Source organism: uncultured Dechloromonas sp. (genome assembly GCF_945957265.1).
In the GTDB taxonomy this organism is placed as follows: domain Bacteria; phylum Pseudomonadota; class Gammaproteobacteria; order Burkholderiales; family Rhodocyclaceae; genus Azonexus.
In genome coordinates, this window is record NZ_CAMFKO010000001.1 from 158,688 (window position 1) to 179,744 (window position 21,057).

Sequence of the window (21,057 nt, forward strand, 5' to 3'; positions counted from 1 at the left end):
TTCGCCCCCATCCGCGTGGGGGTTCTTTTTTCTGCCTATTGCGCAGGCAGAGCAAGCGCCCCAATGGCCGCGCGCCGCTTGCCGGCAGTTATCCACAACTAATCAACACGTTTATCCACGGATATTGTGCATAACTTGCCGACTACCCGTTACGCCCCGACACCATGAACCCGCCCGGACTCGCTCGGCCTCGCCATCCGCCTGGCCTGGCGACGCGGGCGGCAGCGAAACCTGCCGTGGCGACGAAGCTGCCGCGCACCCAGTCCAGCCAGGCCGCCCGGGCGAAGGCGAATTCGACCAGCCACAGGCTGAAGTAGGTGGCGAACCAGGCGAACAGGCAGTCGGACAGGAAATGCCCGCCCACCGACATGCGGATCAGGCTCATGTAGGCGGCGGCCGCCAGGCTGGCCAGCAGCCAGCGGCGACGCAGGCGCGGCGAGCCGAGCCAGCCGAAGACCATGATGAAGGCGGTGGTCGCCACATGGCCGCTGACGAAGGAGCAGTTGCGCCGACACTGGTCGCTGATCGCGAAGGCCGGAGTGAAGGCCAGGCTGCCGCCGAAAGCCTCGGTCTGCGCCGGCCGTGCCCGGCCGACGTGGTTTTTCAGCCCGGCATCGACGACCAGCACCGGGCCGAGCACCGCCCCGGCCAGCAGAAAGATGAAGAGCAGGCGTTGCGCCCGGAGCCAGGCAAAGCGCCGAACAAAGCTGGCCAGCCACAAGGCGAGGAATACCGCGACCAGCAGCCGCCCGAAATGCGGCAGCGCCTGGTACGGCCAGGCCACCAGCGGGCTGTCCGGCGCCAGCAACCAGGCCCAGCCGTTTTGATGAAACTGCGCGGCAACGGCCAGGTCGATATCCGGCCTGATCGCGAAGGCGCAGGCCAGCAAGGCAAAGGCGATCGACGCCCGGCGCAGTTCAGTAACCCTGGAACTCATGGGCAAGATACACCTCCAGTTGTCGCGTTGTGCCGGCATCGAGCCTGACCTGCAGCGAGGCCAGCTTGCGGGTGTCGGCAAAGCGGCCGGTCAAGGCCGCCGCCGGCGGCTGCTCGGCGATGAACAGCGCATCGCCGCCGAGATGCCTGCCGAGATCGGTGCTCAGCTTGAAGTGGTCGCCGGCCACGCCGTCGGGATTCCAGCTGACGACCCGTGGCCGCAGGTCGCGTAGTTCGTAGGCCATGTGCGCCAGCAGGCTGCGGTTGTCGGCGAGCAGCACTGCGTCGGGATGGGCGAGGACGAAGGGGCGGAGCTGCCCGGCCAGGTCGTCCCAGCCGACGGCGCGCAGGTAGGGGTTGTAGCGTGCCGCTGGCGCCGCCCCGGTCGCCGCCAGCAGGGCCGGCGCATGACAGGCCAGGGCGGCCAGCGCGACGTTGAGCGCCACGCCGGCGACCAGCAGCCCTTGCCGCTGCCGGGCAACCAGCCACGCCGCGATGGCGATGGCGGCCGGGGCGAAGGCCGGCGCCGCCCAGTTGCCGTTGGCCCCACCGCTGGCCGCCTGCACGGCGACGACCGCCCACAAAGGCAGCGCCAGGCAGAGCAGCAGACGTGCCGGCGGATCGGCCCACAGGCGGCGCAGGCGGAACAGGCCGAGCACGGCGATGCTGCCGAACAGCGGCCCGAAGGACAGCCACTGTGCCGCCGCGAACTCGGCCAGGGCGCGCAGACGGTCGCCGACATGGCCGGCCGCCTGACGATGCACGGTGATGTCGGCGGTATGGCGCAGGGTCGGAAAGTCGTGGGCGAGGTTCCAGGCGATATTCGGCAGCAGCATCGCCAGGGCCAGCGCCAGCGCCGCCCACGGCCGGAATGACACCAGGCGCGCGCGGTGGCAGCAGGCGAGATGCAGGAAAACCGCCCCGACGAAGACCGCCATGGTGTATTTCGACAGCAGGCCGAGGCCGCACACGGCGCCCAGGGCCAGCCAGTCGCCCCAGCGGTCGCCATCGACAACACGCAGGTAGCAGCACAGGCCGGCCAGCCAGAAGACCGTCAGCAGCGCATCGGTCGAGGCGAACAGGCCGAGCCAGGCGTAAAGCGGCAAGGTCAGCACGATGAGCGCGGACCACCAGGCCACCGCCTCGCCGTACAAGCGCCGGGCGAGCAGCCAGGCAAGCAGCGCGGCGAGCGGGTAGCACAGCATGGCCAGGGCCTTGACCCCGAGCAGGCCGTCGCCGAACAACGCCGTGGACAGCCGGATAAGCAGCGCGATGCCCGGCGGCTTCGAGAAATAGCCCCACTCCAGCCGCTGCGCCCAGACCCAGTATTGCGCCTCGTCGACATACAGCGTCGCACCCGACAGCGAGATCGCCGAGAAGCGCCAGGCAAGCACTGCGACCGCCAGCAGGATCAGCGACCGGGGGCCGCGGGCGGAAACGGTGGCGGCGGGAGAAAGAGAAAGCGCACTCATGCCCCGCACTGTGGGCAAGCAATGTTTCCCGGGCTTTAAGGCCAGATGAAAGCGCCTGTCATCGAATTGACAACTGCGTGGCGGATGCTGCTCGGCATTCCCATCCCGCCCCTATGCCATGACTCCCTTCCCGCCCCGCCTCCTCGCCGCCCTCGCCCTTTCCCTGCCCCTGCTCGGCGCCTGCGTCCCGGCGCTGATCGCCACCGGCGCCGCCGGCACCGCCATCAGCTACCACGACCGCCGCTCGACCGGCATCCAGGCCGATGACGAAACCTCGGAATGGAAGGGGCGCAACCGCCTGCCGGCCCGCTATCGCGACAACGCGAACGTCAATTTCACGGCCTTCGACCGCGTGCTGCTGGTTTCCGGCGAAGTTCCCGACGACAACGCCCGGGCCGATATCGGCGCCATGGCCGAAGGCATCGAAGGCATCCGCAAGGTGCATAACGAACTGCAGGTCGCCCCGGTATCGAGCCTCGGTTCGCGCAGCAACGACGTGTTCATTTCGTCGAAATACAAGGCCCGCCTGCTCGACAACGACCAGGTCGCGAGCAACCACGTCAAGCCGGTCAGCGAAAACGGCGTGCTGTTCGTGATGGGCCTGGTCAGCGAGCGGGAAGCCCGGGCGGCCATCGCCATCGCCCGCAGCACGGCCGGCGTGCGCAAGGTGGTCAACCTGCTCGACATCCGGCCGGACGACGAAATCCGGCGCATCGACAACGCCCGCTTCGGCGTCCGCTGAGCCCTAGCCCGCCCCCATGCCGAACACGCCGGGCAGCCAGGTAGCCAGGAAGGGCAGCGCCGAGATGGCCAGGGCGCCGAGCAGCATGGCCAGCACCGCGGGCAGTACCGAGACGGCAACGTAGCGGACCGACTTGGCGAACATCGCCGAGGCGAAGTAGATGTTCATCCCGGCCGGCGGACAAAGGAAACCCATCTCGATGTTGGCCAGGAAGATCACCCCGAAATGCACCGGGTCGATGCCGTAGCTGATCGCCACCGGCAGCAGCAGGGGGACGAGAACGACAATCGCCGCGTAGATTTCCATCAGGGCGCCGGCCAGCAGCAGGAAGAGGTTGAGTGCGACCAGGAAGGCGAACTTGTTGGGCAGCACCGACTGCACCCATTCGATCGCGGCGTCGGGAATCCCGGCGTCGACCAGGTAGTTGGTCAGGCCGAGCGCCATGCCGAGGATGACCATGATGCCGCCGATGACCTCGGCGCAGTCGGCAAGCGCCTGGCGGATGTGCGGCCAGTCGAGTTCGCGGTGCGCCAGCGCCTGCGTCAGCAACGCGTAGGCCGCGGTCAGCGCGGCGCTTTCGGTCGGCGTCGCGATGCCGCTGACCAGCGAACCGATGGCCACGACGGGCGCCAGCAGCTCCCATTTCGCTGCCCACAAGGCCGGGCGGACGGCGCGGTAGTCATGGTGTTGAAGCGCCACCTCGGGCAGGCTGGCGCCGCGCCTCAGGTAGCCGCCGACCAGCAGCAGGAAGATCACCATCACCACCGCCGGCAGGACGCCGGCGAGGAACATGGTGTTGATCGGCACCCGGGCGATGATCGCGAACATGATCAGCGGCACGGACGGCGCCAGCAGCACGCCGAGCGCGCTGGCGCTGGTCACCAGGCTGATGCCGCGCTGCTCGGGAAAGCCGGCCCGGGTCAGCAGCGGCAGCAGCAGGCCGCCGAGGGCGAGGATGGTCACCCCGCTGCCGCCGGTGAAGGCGGTGAAGAACGAGCACAGCACCGCCGCGGCGATGGCCGTGCCGCCCATGCCGTTGCCGAACAGCGCGGCGAACAGGGCACCCAGGCGGGCTGCCGCGCCGGTCCGCGCGAACAGCAGGCCGGCCAGCGTAAACAACGGCAGCGCGGGCAGCGAGGGATTGACGGTGATCTGGTAATGGCTCAGCGGCACCGAGGCCAGTGGCTGGCCTTCGCTCCAGAACAGGGCCAGCGCCAGGCCGCCGAGCACGGCGAAGATCGGCGCCCCGCACAGCAGCACGAGGCCGAGCCAGAGCGCAAAAGGCCAGAACGGCAGGCTGCTGCCGTCGAAATGGGCGGCGAACAGAAAGCCGGCGGTCGGCAGAACCAGGGCGAGCAACGCCCGGGCCGCCGGCCGGCCCGCCAGGCGCCAGGCGAGCTTCACGGCGAGCAGGCCGAAGCCGGCGGGCATGGCCAGCTCGACCATCCAGCCGGCGATGCCGTAGGCGATATCGCGCGGCGCCTCCATCTCGCTGAGCACGAAGGTCCAGCTGGTCCGGGCCAGCATGCCGCACAGCACGGCCGCGCTGGCGCCGGCGACATGGCGCGCCGCCGCGCGCACAAACGGATTGCCGGCAGCGGCAAAACCCGCCCCCAGCGAACTCAGGTGCTGGCCACGCTCGGCCACCAGCGCCCCGAACATGGCCAGCACCAGCCCGAGATGCTGGACCAGCACCGGCGCGTTCTCAATGCCCCGACCGAACAGCGGGCGCAGGCCGATCTCGAGCAGGGGGATCAGCAGCATCAGGGCCAGCGCCGTGCCGGCGATCAGGGCATCGAACTGGCCCAGCCAGCGGAGCGCGCCCATCGCCTACTTCTTGCCGGCGCGGTAGGCCTTCAGGTAGCCGAGCACCTCGTCGAAGCTGTCGGCCGGCACCATCCTGCCGCGTATCTTCGGGTACAGCTTGTCGGCCAGGTCGTTCCATTCCCTCATCTGCTCGGCATTCGGCTTGTTCACCGTCAGGCCGCGCTTCTTCATCGCCTCGACGGCGTCGTCGACCTCCTGGCGCGCCTTGGCGCGCAACTGCACGCCGGCCCTGGCCCCGGCTTCGCGCACGGCGGCCTGGCCTTCCGGCGACAGCTCGTCCCAGGCCTTGCGGGTAACGATCAGGGCGCCGACGATGGGCGCCCAGTTGAGGTCCAGCATGTTGCCGGCCGTGGTATAGACCTGCGTGGCCAGCGCGAAATACGGCGTCGACGGCACGGCGTTGATCATCCCGGTCTGGATGGCCGGCAGGATGTCGGCCGTTTCCAGCGGCACCGGCGTGTAGCCCAGGCTCTTCATGATTTCCTGCTGCTCGACCTCGCTGCCCCAGGCGAAGAACTTCATCTTGCGGAAATCGTCGGGGCGCACCGCCGCCTCCTTCGAGAAGAAGCGCACCCAGCCGGCGTCGCCCCAGGCGAGCACGACGAAGCCCTTGTCGAGGAACTTCTTCTCCATGGCCGGCCGCATCTTCTCGCGGACGTAATCGACCTCCTCCCAGCTGCGGAACATCAGCGGCATGTTCTGCAGCGCGGCGATCGACGGCTCGATCTCGCGCAGGCCGACCACCGACAGCAGCCCGCCCTGCAGCTGGCCGATGCGCATGCGGCGCACCATGTCGGTTTCGCCGCCCTGGCTGCCGTCGGGATAGACGAGGTAGCGGGCATTGCCGCCCTGGGCGGTGCGCCAGGCCTCGCCGAGCTCCATCAGCTGGCGGTGGTAGAGCGAGTTCTTGGTGGCCAGCGTGCCGATCCGCAACTGCTTGTCGGCCGCCAGGGCGTTGACCGCCAGCATGCAGCCGAGCAGCAGGCCGGCCAGTTTGTTCAGGGATTTCATGCGCTTCTCCATCATGCTTTCGGTTCAGAACAGGTCGTCGGCCTTGTCGAGCAGCCAGGCGGCCCGTTGCCGCATCACTTCGTTCTCGGTCGCCAGGGGGCTGTCGGCGCCCTCCCGGATCGCCAGCGCCTGGCGCAGCAGCTGCTCGAACAGCGCCCGGTCGCCGGCCGGCAGGGCATGGCCTTCGGCCTTGCCGAGCAAGGGCCCGGCGCTGCGCCCGGCCGATTGGGCGATGGCCTGGTCGAAGCGGGCCAGCGCCAGGGCCGGGCTGCCGCCCGGCCGGGCCGCCTCGAAGCTGCCGAGCAGGCCGGTCAAGGCGCCCTGCCCCCAGTCCGGATCGGCCGCCCAGGCCAGTTGCGCCAGGCGCACGGCAAGCGGCAGGTCGGCCACCACGTCGGGGTCGTCCTTGCTCAGCGAAATCCAGCCGCCCCACGCCGCCGCCGCCCAGTAGGCCAGGCCGACCCGCTCCCGGCTCAGCGTCGGCCGCCGCCCTTCGTCGCCGGCGGCCAGCGCCGCCCCGAATCCCGGCGCGGCGCTTTCCAGTGCACGCATGGCATGGCGCTGGGCGCGCTCGTAGAGCCTCGCCGCCCGCGCCCGCAGCCGCTCGGCCGCCCGCGCATCCCGCACCTCGACCCGGTCCGCCTCGAAAGCGACAAAGGCGTAGGCGTACTGGGTGAATCCGGCCGCCACCGACTCGGCCAGCGGGCGATGCCCCGGGTTCTGGCGGAGGATCGATTCGGACAGCTTCAAATGAAACGGCGCCGCGTCGCGCAACAGTTCCAGATCCTTCTCGCCGCCCGCCCCCTGCGCCGACAAGGCGTCGGCCAGGTTGTCGACGATCATCTGGCGCGGGGTACAGGCTGCCAGCGACAACAGCGCGGCGAGCGTCAAGCAGGCCAGGCCGGCCTTGTGCATGGGTGAGGACAATTTCATTCCGCCATCAGCGTTCGGTTGGCGGGCACACTAGCGGCCCGATGTTACAGCGGCGTGAATCAAGGCGTCAGACGCTGAACTGCAGGGTGCTGTCGCGCAGCCTGGCCGCCAGCGACGCCACTTCCTCGGCCGAGGCCGACGACTCCCCGGCCGCCCGGGCGCCGCGCTCGATCATCTGCGCCATGCGTTCGGTATTCTGGGCAATCTGTTCCGCCGCCTGGCGCTGCTCGTCGAGCACATCGACAATCTCGTTGGCGGCGAGCGCCGACTGCTCACAAATCGCTTCGATCTTGCGGATCGCCGCCTCGGTCGCCGACGCCAGCTCCGTGCCGCGCTGCGCACGGGCCGCGGTGGCGACCACGGCCTCGTTGGTCTGGCCGGCGGCATCGCCCAGGCGGACCACCAGCTGCTCGATCTTGAAGGTCGTATCCGAGGTGCGGTTGGCCAGCTTGCGCACCTCGTCGGCGACCACGGCGAAGCCCCTGCCCGCCTCCCCGGCCCGCGCCGCCTCGATGGCGGCATTGAGCGACAGCAGGTTGGTCTGCTCGGAAATATCCTTGATTTCCCGGGCAAAGCGCGAGATGTCCCGCGTATGCTCCTGCAATTCGCCCATGGCCATGGTCGATGCCGTGGCCTGCTCGAAAATGTGGCCGATCTCGTCGATCGCCTGATGAATCACCAGGCCGCTGTCGCCCGCCGTCTGCCGCGTCCGCTTGGCCGCATCGGCGGCATTCCCGGCGCTCCCGGCCATCGCCGCGATGGCCGTGGTCAGTTCCTGGATCGCCGCCGCGATGGTCGCCGCCGCATCGCTCTGCAGGCTGGTCGTGCTCGCCACCTCGCGCGCCGAACGCTGCAGGGCGAGCGCGTTGTCCGAGGTCACCTCGGCGCCGGACTTGACGTCGGCGATCAGGCCGCGCAGCTTGTCCTGCATCCGCTCCACCGAGGCGACCAGCGAATCGGCGGCGGCCTTTCCGGAGAGTACGCTTTGCGTCAGGTCGCCGGCCGCGACACGCGTCGTCGCCCGCACGACGGGTTCCAGCTCGCCGCCCAGGCGACGCAGGATGTGACGCGACGACCAGACGGCAAAACCCAGCGAGATCAACGCGCCGAGCACGCCGACCAGCAGGATGACAGCGAGGTTTTCCCGGTAGCGCGCATCGGCCACTTCGCTGGCGCGGCCGGCGCTGGCCGAGGCCTGCTCGCTGATCGCCGCGTAACAGTCGGCCAAGGCCGCCATCAGCGGCGCATCGGCATCGCGAATGGCGGCATCGACCATCAGCGCGTACTTGGGCATGCCCGGTTCGTTGTCGGCCAGGACCTGGTCGTAGAGCTGGTTCAGTTCGCCGCCCAGCCGGCGTATCCCGGCAATCCGCTCCTGTTCGACCAGCGCCGATTGCCGGCTCTGCGCCTCGAGCGCCTCGAGCTGCTGCCAGAAGCGCTGGCGCCCCGCCTGGTATTCGGCCTGCCCCTTGTCGAACTCGGCCGCCATGAAATTGCGCAGCACCATGCTGTTCAGGCCGTGCTGCTGGACCTGCAGCGCGCTCCGTACATCGCTGAGCAGCGCCAGGGCGCGCGTGGTGGCGGCCACCTCGCCCGATACCTGGCGGACATCGCCCCGGAACGCCGACAGGGAGGCCAGGGCCGTCACCATCAGCAACAGCCCGAAACCGCCGCCGATGATCACCATCAACAGCATGCGCGTACGAATCGACAAAGCACCCTTGGCCTGCATGAAATCCCTCATAAAACGCCAAAAACAACAACACGGTACGCAGCGAATGTTTCAGGCGAATGAATGGGGAGAGCGTGGCGCCATGAATTTCCGGGACACATGCCATGACGCACCGGGACGCTGTCATGCGAGTGAAACATTAGTGCAACAAAATGATGGACTTGAGGCCTATACTTCAAGGATCACATGGAGCTTGCGCGATGAACGACCCCCACCTGAAACCCCGTTTTCCGGCCGAAAACTATCTGAATCGGGAACTCGGACTCCTGGCATTCAATCGCCGCGTCCTGGCGCAGGCCCAGGATGAGCGCACCCCGCTGCTCGAACGCCTGCGCTTCCTGTGCATCGTCTCCAGCAACCTCGACGAATTCTTCGAGATCCGCGTCTCCGGCCTCAAGGAGCAGATCCGCGCCAATACCCCGGTGGTCACCACCGACGGCAAGACGGCACAGGAGGCCTTCCGCCTGGTTTCGGCCGAAGCGCACGCCATCGTCACCGAGCAGTACCAGCAGTTGAACGAAATCATCCTGCCGGCGCTGGCCGAGCAGGGCATCCGCTTCCTGCGCCGCTCGGGCTGGAACGAGGCGCAGCGCGAGTGGATCCGCGACTATTTCCACCGCGAGATGGTGCCGGTGCTGACCCCGATCGGGCTCGACCCGTCGCACCCTTTCCCGCGCGTGCTCAACAAGAGCCTGAACTTCGCCGTCGAACTCGAGGGCAAGGACGCCTTCGGCCGCAGCTCCAACGCCGCCATCGTCCAGGCGCCGCGCGTGCTGCCGCGCGTCATCCGGCTGCCCGAGGAGCTGGCCGGCTGCGAGTACGGCTTCGTCTTCCTGTCGTCGATCCTGCACGAGTTCGTCGGCGAGCTATTCACCGGCATGACCGTGCTCGGCTGCTACCAGTTCCGCGCCACCCGCAACTCCGACCTCTTCGTCGACGAGGAGGAAGTCACCAACCTGCGCACCAAGCTGCAGGGCGAACTGCCGCAGCGCCACTTCGGCAACGCCGTGCGCCTGGAGGTGGCCAACAACTGCTCGGAAGCGATGACCGCGTTCCTGCTCGCCCAGTTCGAACTGAAGCCGGTCGACCTCTATCGCGTCAACGGCCCGGTCAACCTGGTCCGCCTGATGCAGGTGCCGGACTGGGTGGAGCGCCCCGACATGAAATTCCGCCCCTTCGCGCCCGGCACCCCCAAAGGGCTGGCCAAGGGAGCGAACATTTTCGAGAGCATCCGCAAGAACGACATCCTGCTGCACCACCCCTACCAGTCCTTTGCGCCGGTCATCGAGCTGTTGAGCCAGGCGGCGACCGACCCGGCGGTGGTGGCCATCAAGATGACCGTGTACCGTACCGGCACCGACTCGGTGCTGATGGAGTCGCTGATCCGCGCCGCGCAGAACGGCAAGGAAGTCACCGTCGTCGTCGAGCTGATGGCCCGCTTCGACGAGGAGGCCAACATCGGCTGGGCGACCAAGCTGGAACAGGTCGGCGCCCACGTCGTCTACGGCGTCGTCGGCTACAAGACGCACGCCAAGGCGCTGCTCATCGTCCGCCGCGAGGATGGCGGCCTCAAGCGCTACGCCCACCTCGGCACCGGCAACTACCACCCGCGCACCGCCCGCCTCTATACCGACTTCGGCCTGATGACCGCCAACGACGAGGTCACCCGCGACGTCAGCGAGGTGTTCAAGCAGCTCACCGGCCTCGGCCAGGCGCGCACGCTCAAGCACCTGTGGCAGGCGCCGTTCACGCTGCAGCAGAACGTCGTCGCCGGCATCCTGGCCGAAGCGGAGATCGCCCGGGCCGGCGGCAAGGCGCGCATCGTCGCCAAGATGAACTCGCTGGTCGAGCCGGAAGTGATCGACGCCATGTACCAGGCTTCGCAGGCCGGCGTCGACATCGACCTCATCGTGCGCGGCGTGTGCATGCTGCGCCCCGGCGTCAAGGGGCTGTCCGAGAATATCCGCGTCCGTTCCATCATCGGTCGCTTCCTCGAGCACCATCGCATCTTCTACTTCCTGGCCGGCGGCAAGGAAACGGTCTACCTGTCCAGCGCCGACTGGATGGAGCGCAACTTCTTCAAGCGCATCGAGCTGGCCTTCCCCATCCTCGACCCCAAGCTGAAGCGCCGCGTCATCACCGAAGGCCTCAAGTTCTACCTGGCCGACAACCAGCAGGGCTGGGAGATGAGCTGCCAGGGCATCTACCAGCGGCGCCGCTCGAGCCGCAGCAAACCGCACAACGCCCAGGGCGAACTGATGGTCAACCTGGGAAATGCCTGACGCCGGTCAGCCAAGCGGCGGGTGGCGCGTTAAGATAGCCACCTGCCCGATTGCCTGTCCCGCCACCCGATGTCCCGCTCCCCATTGTTCCGTTTTCCGGTTGCCGCCGCTGTGCTCGCGGTTGCCGCCTGCTCCACCGCTCCGGCACCTGTGTACCGGACGGAAAACTTTGACGCGGAAACGCCCTACCAGTACCACAGCGACCTGCCGCCGCTGGTTCTCTGCGAGTACGGCAAGCGCGCCCTGCTCAGCCAGGCCTACGAGGTGGATTCCTCGGTGCCGAGCAACATCCGGGGCTCCAAGTTCTTCCAGCCGCAGGCCGAGCACCAGGTCCAGCTGCGCATCACGCTGACCTGCATGGGCACCGGGCGCGACACGACGATCTACGCCAACGCCCTGCAGACCCGCTACGAACTGAAGGCGGGCGGCAGCAGCACCGGCCTGTCGGTGAGCGGGCTCGGTTCGATATCCGTCCCCTGGCCGACCGACAAGAATTCGCTGGTCAAGGTCGGCGAGGAAACCATCGCCGACGCCGAGTTCTATCGACGCCTCTTCGTTCTCATCGAAAACCTGGCCGAATAGGCTCGTCAGCGGCAGGCGCTTCCGGTTATAGTGACCGGACAGGAATACCCGCATCCCGCACGATCAGCATCCCGCCCACAATGAATCCATTGCGCATATTGCTGGCCGACGACAGCGTATCGGTCGGCAAATACATCAGCAACCTGCTCCGCGACAACGGCCACGCGGTCACCCATGTCCAGAGCGGCGAGGAGGCCATTGCCGCCTTCCACGAAGCACCGCCGGAACTCGTCCTGATGGATATCGAGATGCCCGGCATGGGCGGGCTCGAAGCGATCAAGAAGATACGCAAGATCCTGCTTCCGGTCCGCGTGCCGATCATCGTCATCACCAGCCATGCCGGCGAAGCCACCCTGCTCGACAGCTTCATGGCCGGCGCCGACGACTACCTGACCAAGCCGGTCGAACCCCTGCAGCTCGACATCCGCATCCAGGCCATGATGCGGATCGTCTCGGCCCAGCGCTCCACCGCCGCGATGGTCGACAACGTGATGGAAGGCATCATCCGCATCGACCGCGTCGGCCGGATCACCGCCTTCAACAAGGCCGCCGAGACCATCTTCGGCTACACCCCGGGCGAAGTCCTGGGCCACAACGTCAAGATGCTGATGCCCAACCCGGACCGCGACAGGCACGACGAATACATCGGCAACCATGTCGCCACCGGCGAACGCAAGATCATCGGCAAGGGACGCGAGGTGGTCGGCCTGCGCAAGAACGGCGAGACCTTCCCCATGCACCTCGGCGTCAGCGAAGCCGAAACCCCCGACGACCGCTTCTTCATCGGCGTGGTGCGCGACCTCACGATCGAGAAAGCGCTGCGTTCCAAGCTGGCCGAAAGCCGCAACTTCCTGGCCGACGTGATCGAGAACATCCCCTCGGTCACCTACGTCAAGAACCGCCAGGGCCGCAAGCTGCTGGTCAACCGGAAGTACGAGGAAGTCACCGGGAAGCTTCGCGAGCAGGTTCTCGGCAAGCTCGACAGCGAAATCTACGCCCCCGCCGAAGCCGAGGCCTATCGCGTCAGCGACCTCGAGGTCATGCGCAGCGGCCAGGCGCTGCAGGTCGAAGAATCGCTATCGACCGCCGACGGTGAAAAATACTTCCTGTCGGTGAAATTCCCGACGCGCAATCCGGCCGGCGAAATCACCGGCATCTGCGGCATCTCCACCGACATCACGCAGATCAAGCACTACCAGCGCGAACTCGAGCGCCTGTCGCAATACGACGAACTGACGGGGCTGTTCAACCGCCGCCACTTCATGAGCCTGGCCAGGCACGAGTTGAGCCGCAGCGCCCGTTACGGCGGTGAGCTGTCGCTGCTGATGCTGGACGTCGATCATTTCAAACGGGTCAACGATGACCACGGGCACCGCGCCGGCGACCTCGTGCTCGCGGCGCTAAGCCGGGAAATCCGCCAGGCCCTGCGCGAGACCGACATCCCCGGGCGCCTGGGCGGCGAAGAGTTCGCGGTGCTGCTGCCGGAAACCGGCGCCGAGCAGGCGCAACAGGTCGCCGAGCGGCTCAGGCAGGCGGTTGCCGGCAAAACCATCGACATCGGTGACGAAAAGCGGCTCGCCTGCACGATATCGATCGGCGTGGCGGCCAAGCCGGCGGGGCCGTCGGCCGACCTGGAGAACCTGCTGCACCGGGCGGACACGGCGCTGTACGCGGCCAAGAACGCCGGCCGCGACCGGGTCGTCAGCGCCGGCTTCGATCGTCCGGCGTAAGGAACAGGCCGACGCCCAGCGCGATCAAGGCCAGCGGCCACCACTTCCTGATCAGGGCGACCAGGTCGACCTCGAACAGGTCGAGATTGACGCCGAGCGCGATGGCGCCGATGACGATCAGGGCGATGGCGGCAAAATGGCCTTTCATGCGGTCTCTCCGGTGATCAGGCGCGGCGGACGCCGACCACGCCTTCGACTTCGTGGATCAGCGTCAGCGTGCGCTGCAACTGCTGCAGGTTGGTGATCTCGACGGTGAAGCTCATGTGCGCCTTGCCCTGTTTCGACTGGGTATTGACACCCACCACGTTGAGCTTCTCGCGGGTGAAGATTTCCGAGATGTCGCGCAGCAGGCCCTGGCGGTCATGGGCATCGACGACGATGTCGCAGGCGAAGACGCCGGTCGTCTGCACGCCCCAGTCGGTCTCGATGACGCGCTCGGGGTGCAGCGCCGCCAGGTTGGCGAAATTGGGGCAATCCATGCGGTGGATCGAAATGCCCTTGCCGCGCGTGATGAAGCCCTGGATTTCGTCGGGCGGCGCCGGCTTGCAGCAGCGTGCGAGTTGCGTCAGCAGCTTGTCGACGCCGACGATCAGGATGCCCTGGTTGCCTTCCACCGGCTTGGCGGGCTTGGCCACCACCTCGTCGGGCAGCTGGGTCTCGGCGAGCAGGTCGCCGCCCTTGGCCACCGACTGGAACTGGCGCTGGTTGAGGTCGCCGCGCGCCGCCGCGATATAGAGGTCGTCGGACTTGGCGAAGCCCAGCTTGTGGGCCAGTTCCTCGATGTTCGCCCCGGTCTGCCCGGCCCGCTGCAATTCCTTGGCGATGATGCCGCGCCCTTCGGCCAGCGTTTCCTCCAGCGCCAGGTTGGAGAACCACGAGCGCACCTTGACCCGGGCGCTCTTGGTATGGATGTAGCCCAGGGTCGGGTTCAGCCAGTCGCGCGACGGCCCGCCATGCTTGGCGGTGACGATCTCGACTTCCTGGCCGGTTTCCAGCGCCGTGTTGAGCGGCACCAGCTGGCCGCCGACCTTGGCGCCCCGGCAGCGGTGGCCGAGATCGGTATGCACGCGGTAGGCGAAATCGACCGGCGTCGAGCCGGCCGGCAGGTCGACCACCTTGCCCTGCGGCGTGATGACGTAGATCGTCTCGTCGAGCGCCGCCTGCTTGTAGTGCTTGACCCAGTCCGAGCTGTCGGCGACTTCGTCCTTCCAGGTCAGCAGCTGGCGCAGCCAGGCGATCTTCTCGTCGTAGTCGTCCTCGTGCGTCCGCTTGCTGCCTTCCTTGTAGCGCCAGTGCGCGGCGACGCCGAGTTCGGCGTGCTTGTGCATGTCCCAGGTGCGGATCTGGATTTCCAGGCTGCGCCCGTCCGGGCAGCGCACCGCGGTATGCAGCGAGCGGTAGTAGTTGCCCTTGGGATTCGAGATGTAGTCGTCGAATTCCTTGGGAATCGGCAGCCACAGGTTGTGCACGATGCCCAGCGCGGTGTAGCAGTCCTTCAGGTCGTCGACGATGATGCGCAGGGCGCGCACGTCGTACACCTCGGAAAACTCGACGCCTTTCTTGCGCATCTTGTTCCAGATGCTGTAGATGTGCTTCGGCCGGCCGTAGATCTCGGCATCCCGGACCCCGGCGGCTTCCAGCTCGCCACGAACCCGGGCCACCGCGTCGACGATGAACTGCTCGCGCTCGCTGCGCTTCTCGTCGAGCATCTTGGCGATTTTCTTGTAGGTGTCCGGGTGGATGAAGCGGAAGGAGAGGTCCTCCAGTTCCCACTTCAGTTCCCAGACGCCCAGCCGGTTGGCCAGCGGCGAATAGAGTTCCAGCGTCTCGCGCGCCACCTGCACGCGCAGTTCGTCCGGGTTGGCGGCATAGAAGCGCAGGGTCTGCGTCCGGCTGGCCAGGCGCAGCAGCACGACGCGGATATCCTCGACCATGGCCAGCAGCATCTTGCGCAGCACTTCCACCTGCGCCTTCATCTCGGTCGGATTGACCTCGCCGGCCTCGATGTTGGTCGCCACGAAACCCTTGGTGATCGGCCGCAGCTTGTTCAGGCGCGAGATGCCATGCACCAGGTGCGCCGCCGGCTTGCCGAAACGTTCCTCGATACGGGCGATGCCGTGCTCGTCGTGCGACGGAATGGCGAAGAGCACCGCCGCGATGCGCGACTCGGCGTCGAGCTTGAGGCCGGCGATGATGACCGCCATGCCCAGGGCATGCGACCAGATGCGCTCGCCGCTGCCCAGCGTGCGGTCGCCATAGGTCTCCCAGGCATATTCGACGGCTCGCCTCAGACGCTCGGCGTCAGCCGCGGGAAGGCCCTCCGCCAGCGTGGCGAGGAACTGCTCGAAGTCGCTCAGCGCGGCGACGGAATGGACGACGGAAACCATGGTTCGACATTATAAGACCGATCCCCGGCCTGGCCATGCCGGGCCGCATAGATTTGCTCGCCGGACGCAGTGCGCCAACGGCCTCGCCGCCTTCAGGCATAATCCGCCGACCATGCAAAAACTGTTCGCCAACCCCTACCTGCTGCTCACCCTGACCGTCCTGTTCTGGTCGGGCAACATGGTTATCGGCCGCGGGGCGCGCGGCGACATTCCACCGCTGACCTTCGCCTTCTGGCGCTGGATGATCGCCTTCGTGCTGATCGCCCCCCTCGCCTACCCCCACCTCAAGACGCAATGGCCCCTGCTCAAGCGGGGCTGGAAACCCCTGCTCGTGCTGGGCATCCTCGGCGTCGGCGGCTACAACACCTTCGCCTACCTGGCCCTGCAGCACACCACGGCGACCAACGCGGCGCTGCTCAACTCCTTCGTGCCCATCGCCACCATCGCCATTTCGTGGGCCTTCCTCGGCAAGCACCTGCGTCCGGCGCAGGCGGTCGGCGTGCTCGTCTCGCTGGCCGGCGCGCTGACCATCGTGTCGCGCGGCGACCCGGGCGTGCTCGCCCACCTCAACCTCAACGTCGGGGACGTCTGGATGCTGGTCGCCGTGCTCGACTGGGCCATCTACACCGTCGCCCTCGCCTGGCGGCCGGCCGGCGTGCACCCCATGCTGATGCTCGGCAGCACCGTGGCGATCGGCCTCGCCGCGCTCGGCCCGGCCTATGCGTGGGAACTGTGGCAAGGGCGGCAGCTCAACGTGAATTGGGCCTCGCTGTCGGCCCTGGCCTATGTCGGCATCTTTCCCAGCTTCGTCGGCTACATTTTCTACAACAAGGGCGTGGCCGACGTCGGCGCCAACAAGGCCAGCCTGTTCATCCACCTCATGCCGGTCTTCGGAACGCTGCTCTCCTTCCTGTTCCTCGGCGAAATCCCGCTGTGGTTCCACTATCTCGGAATCGGCTTGATCTTCACCGGGATTTGGCTGACCATGAAACGATGATCGGACTGCTCGACAAGCTGCGTGGCCGGAAACCCAGCCGTATTCCCGACGACCTGTGGGCGGCGATCGTCACGTCGATGCCTTTCCTCGAAATCCTCAGCCCGGCCGAGCAGGCGCAGCTCAAGGACATGGCCGAGGCTTTCCTCGGCAGCAAGGAATTCAGTACCGCCGGCGGCCTCGAACTGAGCGACGAAATCTGCGTCTCGATCGCCGCCCAGGGCTGCCTGCCCATCCTCAAGCTCGGCCTGAGCGCCTACCGCGACTGGGTGGGCATCATCGTCTACCCCGACGAATTCGTCGTTCGCCGCCATATCGAGGATGACAGCGGCGTCGTGCACGAGTACGACGACGTGCTCTCCGGCGAAGCCTGGGCGGGCGGCCCGCTGATCGTTTCCTGGCACGACGTGAAGATGGCCGGCGACGGCTACAACGTGGTCATCCACGAATTCGCCCACAAGCTGGACATGCTCAACGGCGACGCCGACGGCATGCCGTCGCTGCACAGCGGCATCGACGAGGGCAAGTGGCGCGAGACCTTCCTGGCCGCCTACGACGACTTCTGCCGGCGCGTGGACAGCGGCGAGGAGACGATCATCGACCCCTACGCCAGCGATACGCCCGGCGAGTTCTTCGCCGTGCTGTCGGAAAGCTTCTTCGAACTGCCGGATGTCGTCGCCGACGAATACCCCGCGCTCTACGACCTCCTCGTCCGCTACTACCGTCAGGACCCGCTGGCGCGCCTGATGAAGGCGTCGAGGGCATCGAGCACCGCCGACTCCTGATCGCGCTGCGGCGAGTGGCCGCAGCGGGCCAGCTTCAGGAGCTGCGTGCCGGGGACGGCAGCGGCGATGGCCTCGATCTGCCGCATCGTCGCGTACTCGTCGTCTTCACCCTGGATGGCGAGCACCGGGCAACGGATGTTCGGCAGGCAGTCCTCGATGTTCCAGTTGCGAAACGCCGGCGACAGCCAGCAATCGTTCCAGTCGCTGAAGACGCGCTGCGGGTCGCGGTGATGGCGCCCCAGCCTGTGCGGCCAGTCGGTTTCCTCCCACAGCTTGCGCGCCGCGCGGATGCCGGCCAGCGTTTCTTCCTCGACGAACTCGTGCGGCGCCATCACGGCGACGCCGAGCGGCACCCCGGGATGGGCGCCGGCGCAGATCAGCGCGATGCTGCCGCCGTCGCTGTGACCGATCAGGATGGGCTTGTCGATCTCCAGCGCCGCCAGCAACGCGGGCAACATCTCCTCGCCCTCGCGATGCATGTAGCGCGCGGTGCGCGGCTCCGGGTAGGGCTGCGAACCGCCATAGCCGGCGCGCGACCAAACGATGACGCGGCAAGCGGTCCGCGCCGCCAGTTTTTCGGGAAAATGCCGCCACATGCTGACGCTGCCCAGGCCTTCGTGCAGCAGCAGCAAGGTGGGACGGCCGGGCAGGCTGGCCGGGTAGTCGCGATACTCGAGTTTCAGGCCGTGGACGGTAACGTGTTTCATGCGCTCAACAGAAAATCGCGGACGACGCCGATCTGCTCGTCCGACTGGAACATCGGGGCGTGGCCGACCCCGGGAATTTCGGCCAGGCGCGCGCACGGCCCGCGCGTTTCCATGCGCTGCCAGGTGTCGCGCGTCAGCAGGTCCGAGTCGGCGCCCCGGACGACCATCGTCGGGCAGGCGATCAGGTCGTAGACCGGCCACAGGTCGATGTCCTTGTCCACGAAGGCGGCCCGGAACGGCTCGGCGATGCGCGGATCGTAGCGGAAGGCCCAGCGTCCGTCCGGACGTTGCACCACGCTGGTTTCGGTCAGGTGATACCACTGTGCCTCGGTCAGGTCGCCAAAAGGCTGGCTGACCAACCTGACGTAGGCCAGCGCCTCGTCGAAGGTCGCCCAGTCGGGATCGGTGCCGACATAGGTGGCGATGCGCTGCAGCGACTCGACGGTGATCAGCGGCCCGACATCGTTGAGGACCAGCTTGTGGATCGGCGTCCCGTCCTGGGCGGCAAGCGCCATGCCGATCAGCCCGCCCATCGAGGTGCCAACCCAATGCACGCTGTCGACGTTGAGGCGGGCGATCAGCGTCACCATGTCGGCGACGTACTGCGGGATGGCATAGCCGGCCGGATCGCGCAGGCGGCCGCTGCGGCCGCGGCCGACCACGTCGGGGCAGATGACGCGGTAGTGAGCCGACATCGCCTCGGCCAGCGCGTCGAAGTCGCGCCCGTTGCGGGTCAGCCCATGAACGCAGACCAGCACGCGCGGATTGTCGCGGGCGCCCCACTCGGTATAGGCCATCCGGTGCAGTCCCGACGGCCCGATACATTGCACGGTTCGTTGTGTATATGACATAGCCACCTCCTCCAGCGGAAATGTATCACCGGCCGTGCCAATAGCGGCGATGTTCTTGCCGCCAGGCCGAAATCGACGCCCCCTCGCGGTTCAGCACCGCGCGCAGGGCACCGTCCCGGTCGGTGCGCCAGAGGCGCGCGCCGCTTGCCTCGTAGCGCCCGACCACCTCCGGCTTGGGGTGGCCGAAGCGATTGCGGTAGCCGACCGGGATGATCGCCTGCCCGGCCCCCACCGCCTTGACGAAAGCCGGCGTCGACGAGGTTTTCGAGCCATGATGCGGGACCAGCGCGATATCCGCCACCAGGCCGTCCGGATACCTGGCGAGCAACGCGGCCTCGTCGGGCGCCTCGATGTCGGAGGTGAGCAGCATGCGCCGGCCGCCGGCCTCGACGCGCAGCACGCACGACAGGTGGTTGGGCCGGGTCTCGGCGGCATACGCATCCGCCGCCGGATGCAGGACCTCGAAGCCGACGCCGTCCCACACCCAGCGCTGGCCGGCAACGCAGCGCTCGCCCCGGCTGCCGGCAATCGACGAACTGATCCGTTCGACGGACAGCGCCGACAGCACCGACGCCGCCCCGCCCGAATGATCGGTGTCGCTGTGCGTCACCATCAGGGTATCGACCCGGGCAATCCCCTGTGCCCGCAGGTAGGGCACCACGACCCGCTGCCCGGCATCCGATTCGGCGCTGTACAACGGCCCCGGATCGTAGATCAGGGTGTGTTCCCGGGTCCTGACCACGGCGGCCAGCCCCTGCCCGACATCGAGCACGGTGACCCAGGCCTCGCCGCTGGCCGGCCTGTCGACCGGCCAGAACACCGCCGGCACCAGCAACATGCCGCCCAGCCAGCGACCGGGCAGCCCGCGCGGCAGCAGGCAGACCGCCACCCCCAGGCCGGCGGCGGCAGCCGCCCAGACAGGCGGCGCCGGCGCCGCCCAAACCGGCCACCCGGCGCACCACGCCAGAAACGCCATCAAGCACGCCAGCACCTGGTGCGCCAGCGCGAGTATCGGCCACCACGGAAGCACCGCGGCGAGCAGCGCCAGCGGAGTGACCACGAAGCTGACGACCGGGATGGCGAGCGCATTGGCCAGCGGCGAAACCAGCGAGAACTGCTGGAAGACCAGCAACAGCACCGGCAAGGAAGCCAAGGTCGCCGCCCACTGGACGACGCCCCAGGCGCGCAGCCTGTCCCGCCAGCCACGCCCCTCCCCGGCCGGCGCCGAGCCGACGTAGAGCAAGGCGCCGACGGCGCCGAACGAAAGCCAGAAGCCGGCGGCCAGCACCGCCCACGGATCGAGCAGCACGACGACCAGCAGCGCCAGGGCGAGGATGCGGCTGGCCGCGACGATGCGCCCCGAGAGCATGGCCAGCCCGGCAACCAGCAACATGTAGAGGGTACGCTGGGCGGGCACCGCGAAGCCGGCGAGCAGGGCGTAGACCAGGGCCGCCAGGCAGCCGGCCAGCAACCCCGCCTTCTGCGCCGGCCAGCGCAAGGCCAGCGCGGACCGGCGGCGCCAGGCGAAAGACACCAGCCAGCCGGCCATGGCGGCCACCATGGTCACATGCAGGCCGCTGATCGACATCAGGTGCGTCGTCCCGGTCCGGTTGAAGGTTGTCCACAAATCCCCCTTGGTCACTGCAAATGAAAATTTGGGATGTAGAAATAAATGTTGGGATATGAAATAAAGTTGAGATAGCCCCCAGCAGTCACTGCACAAATTCAATGACGAAGTCATCTATGTCATCAGAAAACTTTCCTCCGGTGATGCGAAAGCGCCATCTCAAATCTTTATTCGCAATACGGCATCATGGAGTCCATGACACCCTAAGCGCTGCGAGTGAGTGAACCTCTCGGCGGCGTATCGGCGACGCATCCACCTGCACCTAAAAAAAACACGGGGGTTTCCGAAATCAATTTGAGGCGAAAGGCATGACTTCGAAATAAATTTGCGCTGAAGTCGCCATTGGTGAGTCCTGCTAGCCATCAATAGACCCACAAGTCATAATTCTCCCCGGCTACACAGTCAATCGTCGCCCAAGAACAACGAACAAGCCACCTGGCTACCAGGCCATAAATAAAA

17 protein-coding genes are annotated in these 21,057 nt (G+C 67.2%); 6 read left to right on the top strand and 11 right to left on the bottom strand.

Annotated elements, in window-relative coordinates:
- Nucleotides 1-142: 142 nt before the first annotated feature.
- Together Q0P59_RS00745 and Q0P59_RS00750 are read right to left on the bottom strand one after the other, a co-directional pair.
- Nucleotides 143-937, bottom strand: coding sequence for a phosphatase PAP2 family protein (locus Q0P59_RS00745; protein WP_295002428.1), 795 nt, complete (start codon nucleotides 935-937; stop codon nucleotides 143-145).
- The gene (locus tag Q0P59_RS00750) at nucleotides 918-2,408 is read right to left on the bottom strand and encodes a glycosyltransferase family 39 protein (RefSeq protein ID WP_295002430.1); all 1,491 of its coding nucleotides are present in this window, start codon (nucleotides 2,406-2,408) and stop codon (nucleotides 918-920) included. Before Q0P59_RS00750 ends, Q0P59_RS00745 begins: the two co-directional genes overlap by 20 nt.
- A gap of 118 nt (nucleotides 2,409-2,526) precedes the next feature.
- Here Q0P59_RS00750 and Q0P59_RS00755 point away from each other — a divergent pair, with 118 nt between their 5' ends.
- A complete protein-coding gene (locus Q0P59_RS00755; protein ID WP_295002432.1) occupies nucleotides 2,527-3,150 on the top strand; it encodes a BON domain-containing protein in 624 nt (207 codons plus the stop codon).
- Between the two features lie 3 nt (nucleotides 3,151-3,153).
- Here the strand turns inward: Q0P59_RS00755 and Q0P59_RS00760 are convergent, their stop codons facing one another.
- The 4 genes from Q0P59_RS00760 to Q0P59_RS00775 form a co-directional block, all read right to left on the bottom strand.
- Nucleotides 3,154-4,977: a TRAP transporter large permease subunit gene (locus Q0P59_RS00760; protein ID WP_295002434.1), complete on the bottom strand. Its 1,824-nt coding sequence runs from the start codon at nucleotides 4,975-4,977 to the stop codon at nucleotides 3,154-3,156.
- 3 nt (nucleotides 4,978-4,980) lie between these two features.
- Nucleotides 4,981-5,988: a TRAP transporter substrate-binding protein DctP gene (gene dctP, locus Q0P59_RS00765; RefSeq protein ID WP_295002436.1), complete on the bottom strand. Its 1,008-nt coding sequence runs from the start codon at nucleotides 5,986-5,988 to the stop codon at nucleotides 4,981-4,983.
- Between the two features lie 24 nt (nucleotides 5,989-6,012).
- Nucleotides 6,013-6,921: a TRAP transporter TatT component family protein gene (locus Q0P59_RS00770; protein WP_295002438.1), complete on the bottom strand. Its 909-nt coding sequence runs from the start codon at nucleotides 6,919-6,921 to the stop codon at nucleotides 6,013-6,015.
- 67 nt (nucleotides 6,922-6,988) lie between these two features.
- Nucleotides 6,989-8,653: a methyl-accepting chemotaxis protein gene (locus Q0P59_RS00775; protein WP_295002439.1), complete on the bottom strand. Its 1,665-nt coding sequence runs from the start codon at nucleotides 8,651-8,653 to the stop codon at nucleotides 6,989-6,991.
- Nucleotides 8,654-8,853: 200 nt separating this feature from the next.
- On the opposite strand from Q0P59_RS00775, the gene ppk1 reads away from it, so the two are divergent.
- The 3 genes from ppk1 to Q0P59_RS00790 all read left to right on the top strand — a co-directional run bounded on the left by ppk1 (nucleotide 8,854) and on the right by Q0P59_RS00790 (nucleotide 13,247).
- Nucleotides 8,854-10,935, top strand: coding sequence for a polyphosphate kinase 1 (gene ppk1, locus Q0P59_RS00780; RefSeq protein WP_295002459.1), 2,082 nt, complete (start codon nucleotides 8,854-8,856; stop codon nucleotides 10,933-10,935).
- Nucleotides 10,936-11,004: 69 nt separating this feature from the next.
- Nucleotides 11,005-11,517 carry a DUF2242 domain-containing protein gene (locus tag Q0P59_RS00785; RefSeq protein ID WP_295002461.1) on the top strand — a complete coding sequence of 171 codons (513 nt, stop codon included), beginning with the start codon at nucleotides 11,005-11,007 and terminating at the stop codon, nucleotides 11,515-11,517.
- Nucleotides 11,518-11,597: 80 nt separating this feature from the next.
- A complete protein-coding gene (locus Q0P59_RS00790; protein ID WP_295002463.1) occupies nucleotides 11,598-13,247 on the top strand; it encodes a diguanylate cyclase in 1,650 nt (549 codons plus the stop codon).
- Here the strand turns inward: Q0P59_RS00790 and Q0P59_RS00795 are convergent.
- Nucleotides 13,219-13,395, bottom strand: coding sequence for a DUF5668 domain-containing protein (locus Q0P59_RS00795; RefSeq protein WP_295002465.1), 177 nt, complete (start codon nucleotides 13,393-13,395; stop codon nucleotides 13,219-13,221). The two genes, Q0P59_RS00790 and Q0P59_RS00795, sit on opposite strands and share 29 nt — an antisense overlap.
- A gap of 16 nt (nucleotides 13,396-13,411) precedes the next feature.
- A complete protein-coding gene (locus Q0P59_RS00800; RefSeq protein WP_295002467.1) occupies nucleotides 13,412-15,634 on the bottom strand; it encodes a bifunctional (p)ppGpp synthetase/guanosine-3',5'-bis(diphosphate) 3'-pyrophosphohydrolase in 2,223 nt (740 codons plus the stop codon).
- 112 nt (nucleotides 15,635-15,746) lie between these two features.
- On the opposite strand from Q0P59_RS00800, the gene Q0P59_RS00805 reads away from it, so the two are divergent.
- Both Q0P59_RS00805 and Q0P59_RS00810 read left to right on the top strand, forming a co-directional pair.
- Entirely contained in the window at nucleotides 15,747-16,631 is an 885-nt protein-coding gene (locus Q0P59_RS00805; RefSeq protein ID WP_295002469.1) for a DMT family transporter, read from the top strand.
- On the top strand, nucleotides 16,628-17,413 hold the full coding sequence (locus Q0P59_RS00810; protein WP_295002471.1) for a M90 family metallopeptidase: 786 nt from the start codon (nucleotides 16,628-16,630) through the stop codon (nucleotides 17,411-17,413). The genes Q0P59_RS00805 and Q0P59_RS00810 overlap by 4 nt, the downstream gene beginning before the upstream one ends.
- Here Q0P59_RS00810 and Q0P59_RS00815 read toward each other — a convergent pair.
- From Q0P59_RS00815 to Q0P59_RS00825, 3 genes are read right to left on the bottom strand one after another with little or no spacing between them, the layout of a single operon-like run.
- Nucleotides 17,353-18,120 carry an alpha/beta hydrolase gene (locus tag Q0P59_RS00815; protein ID WP_295002473.1) on the bottom strand — a complete coding sequence of 256 codons (768 nt, stop codon included), beginning with the start codon at nucleotides 18,118-18,120 and terminating at the stop codon, nucleotides 17,353-17,355. The two genes, Q0P59_RS00810 and Q0P59_RS00815, sit on opposite strands and share 61 nt — an antisense overlap.
- Nucleotides 18,117-18,971 carry an alpha/beta hydrolase gene (locus Q0P59_RS00820; RefSeq protein WP_295002475.1) on the bottom strand — a complete coding sequence of 285 codons (855 nt, stop codon included), beginning with the start codon at nucleotides 18,969-18,971 and terminating at the stop codon, nucleotides 18,117-18,119. The genes Q0P59_RS00815 and Q0P59_RS00820 overlap by 4 nt, the downstream gene beginning before the upstream one ends.
- 25 nt (nucleotides 18,972-18,996) lie before the next feature.
- On the bottom strand, nucleotides 18,997-20,613 hold the full coding sequence (locus Q0P59_RS00825) for a DNA internalization-related competence protein ComEC/Rec2 (protein ID WP_295002478.1): 1,617 nt from the start codon (nucleotides 20,611-20,613) through the stop codon (nucleotides 18,997-18,999).
- Nucleotides 20,614-21,057 lie beyond the last annotated feature (444 nt).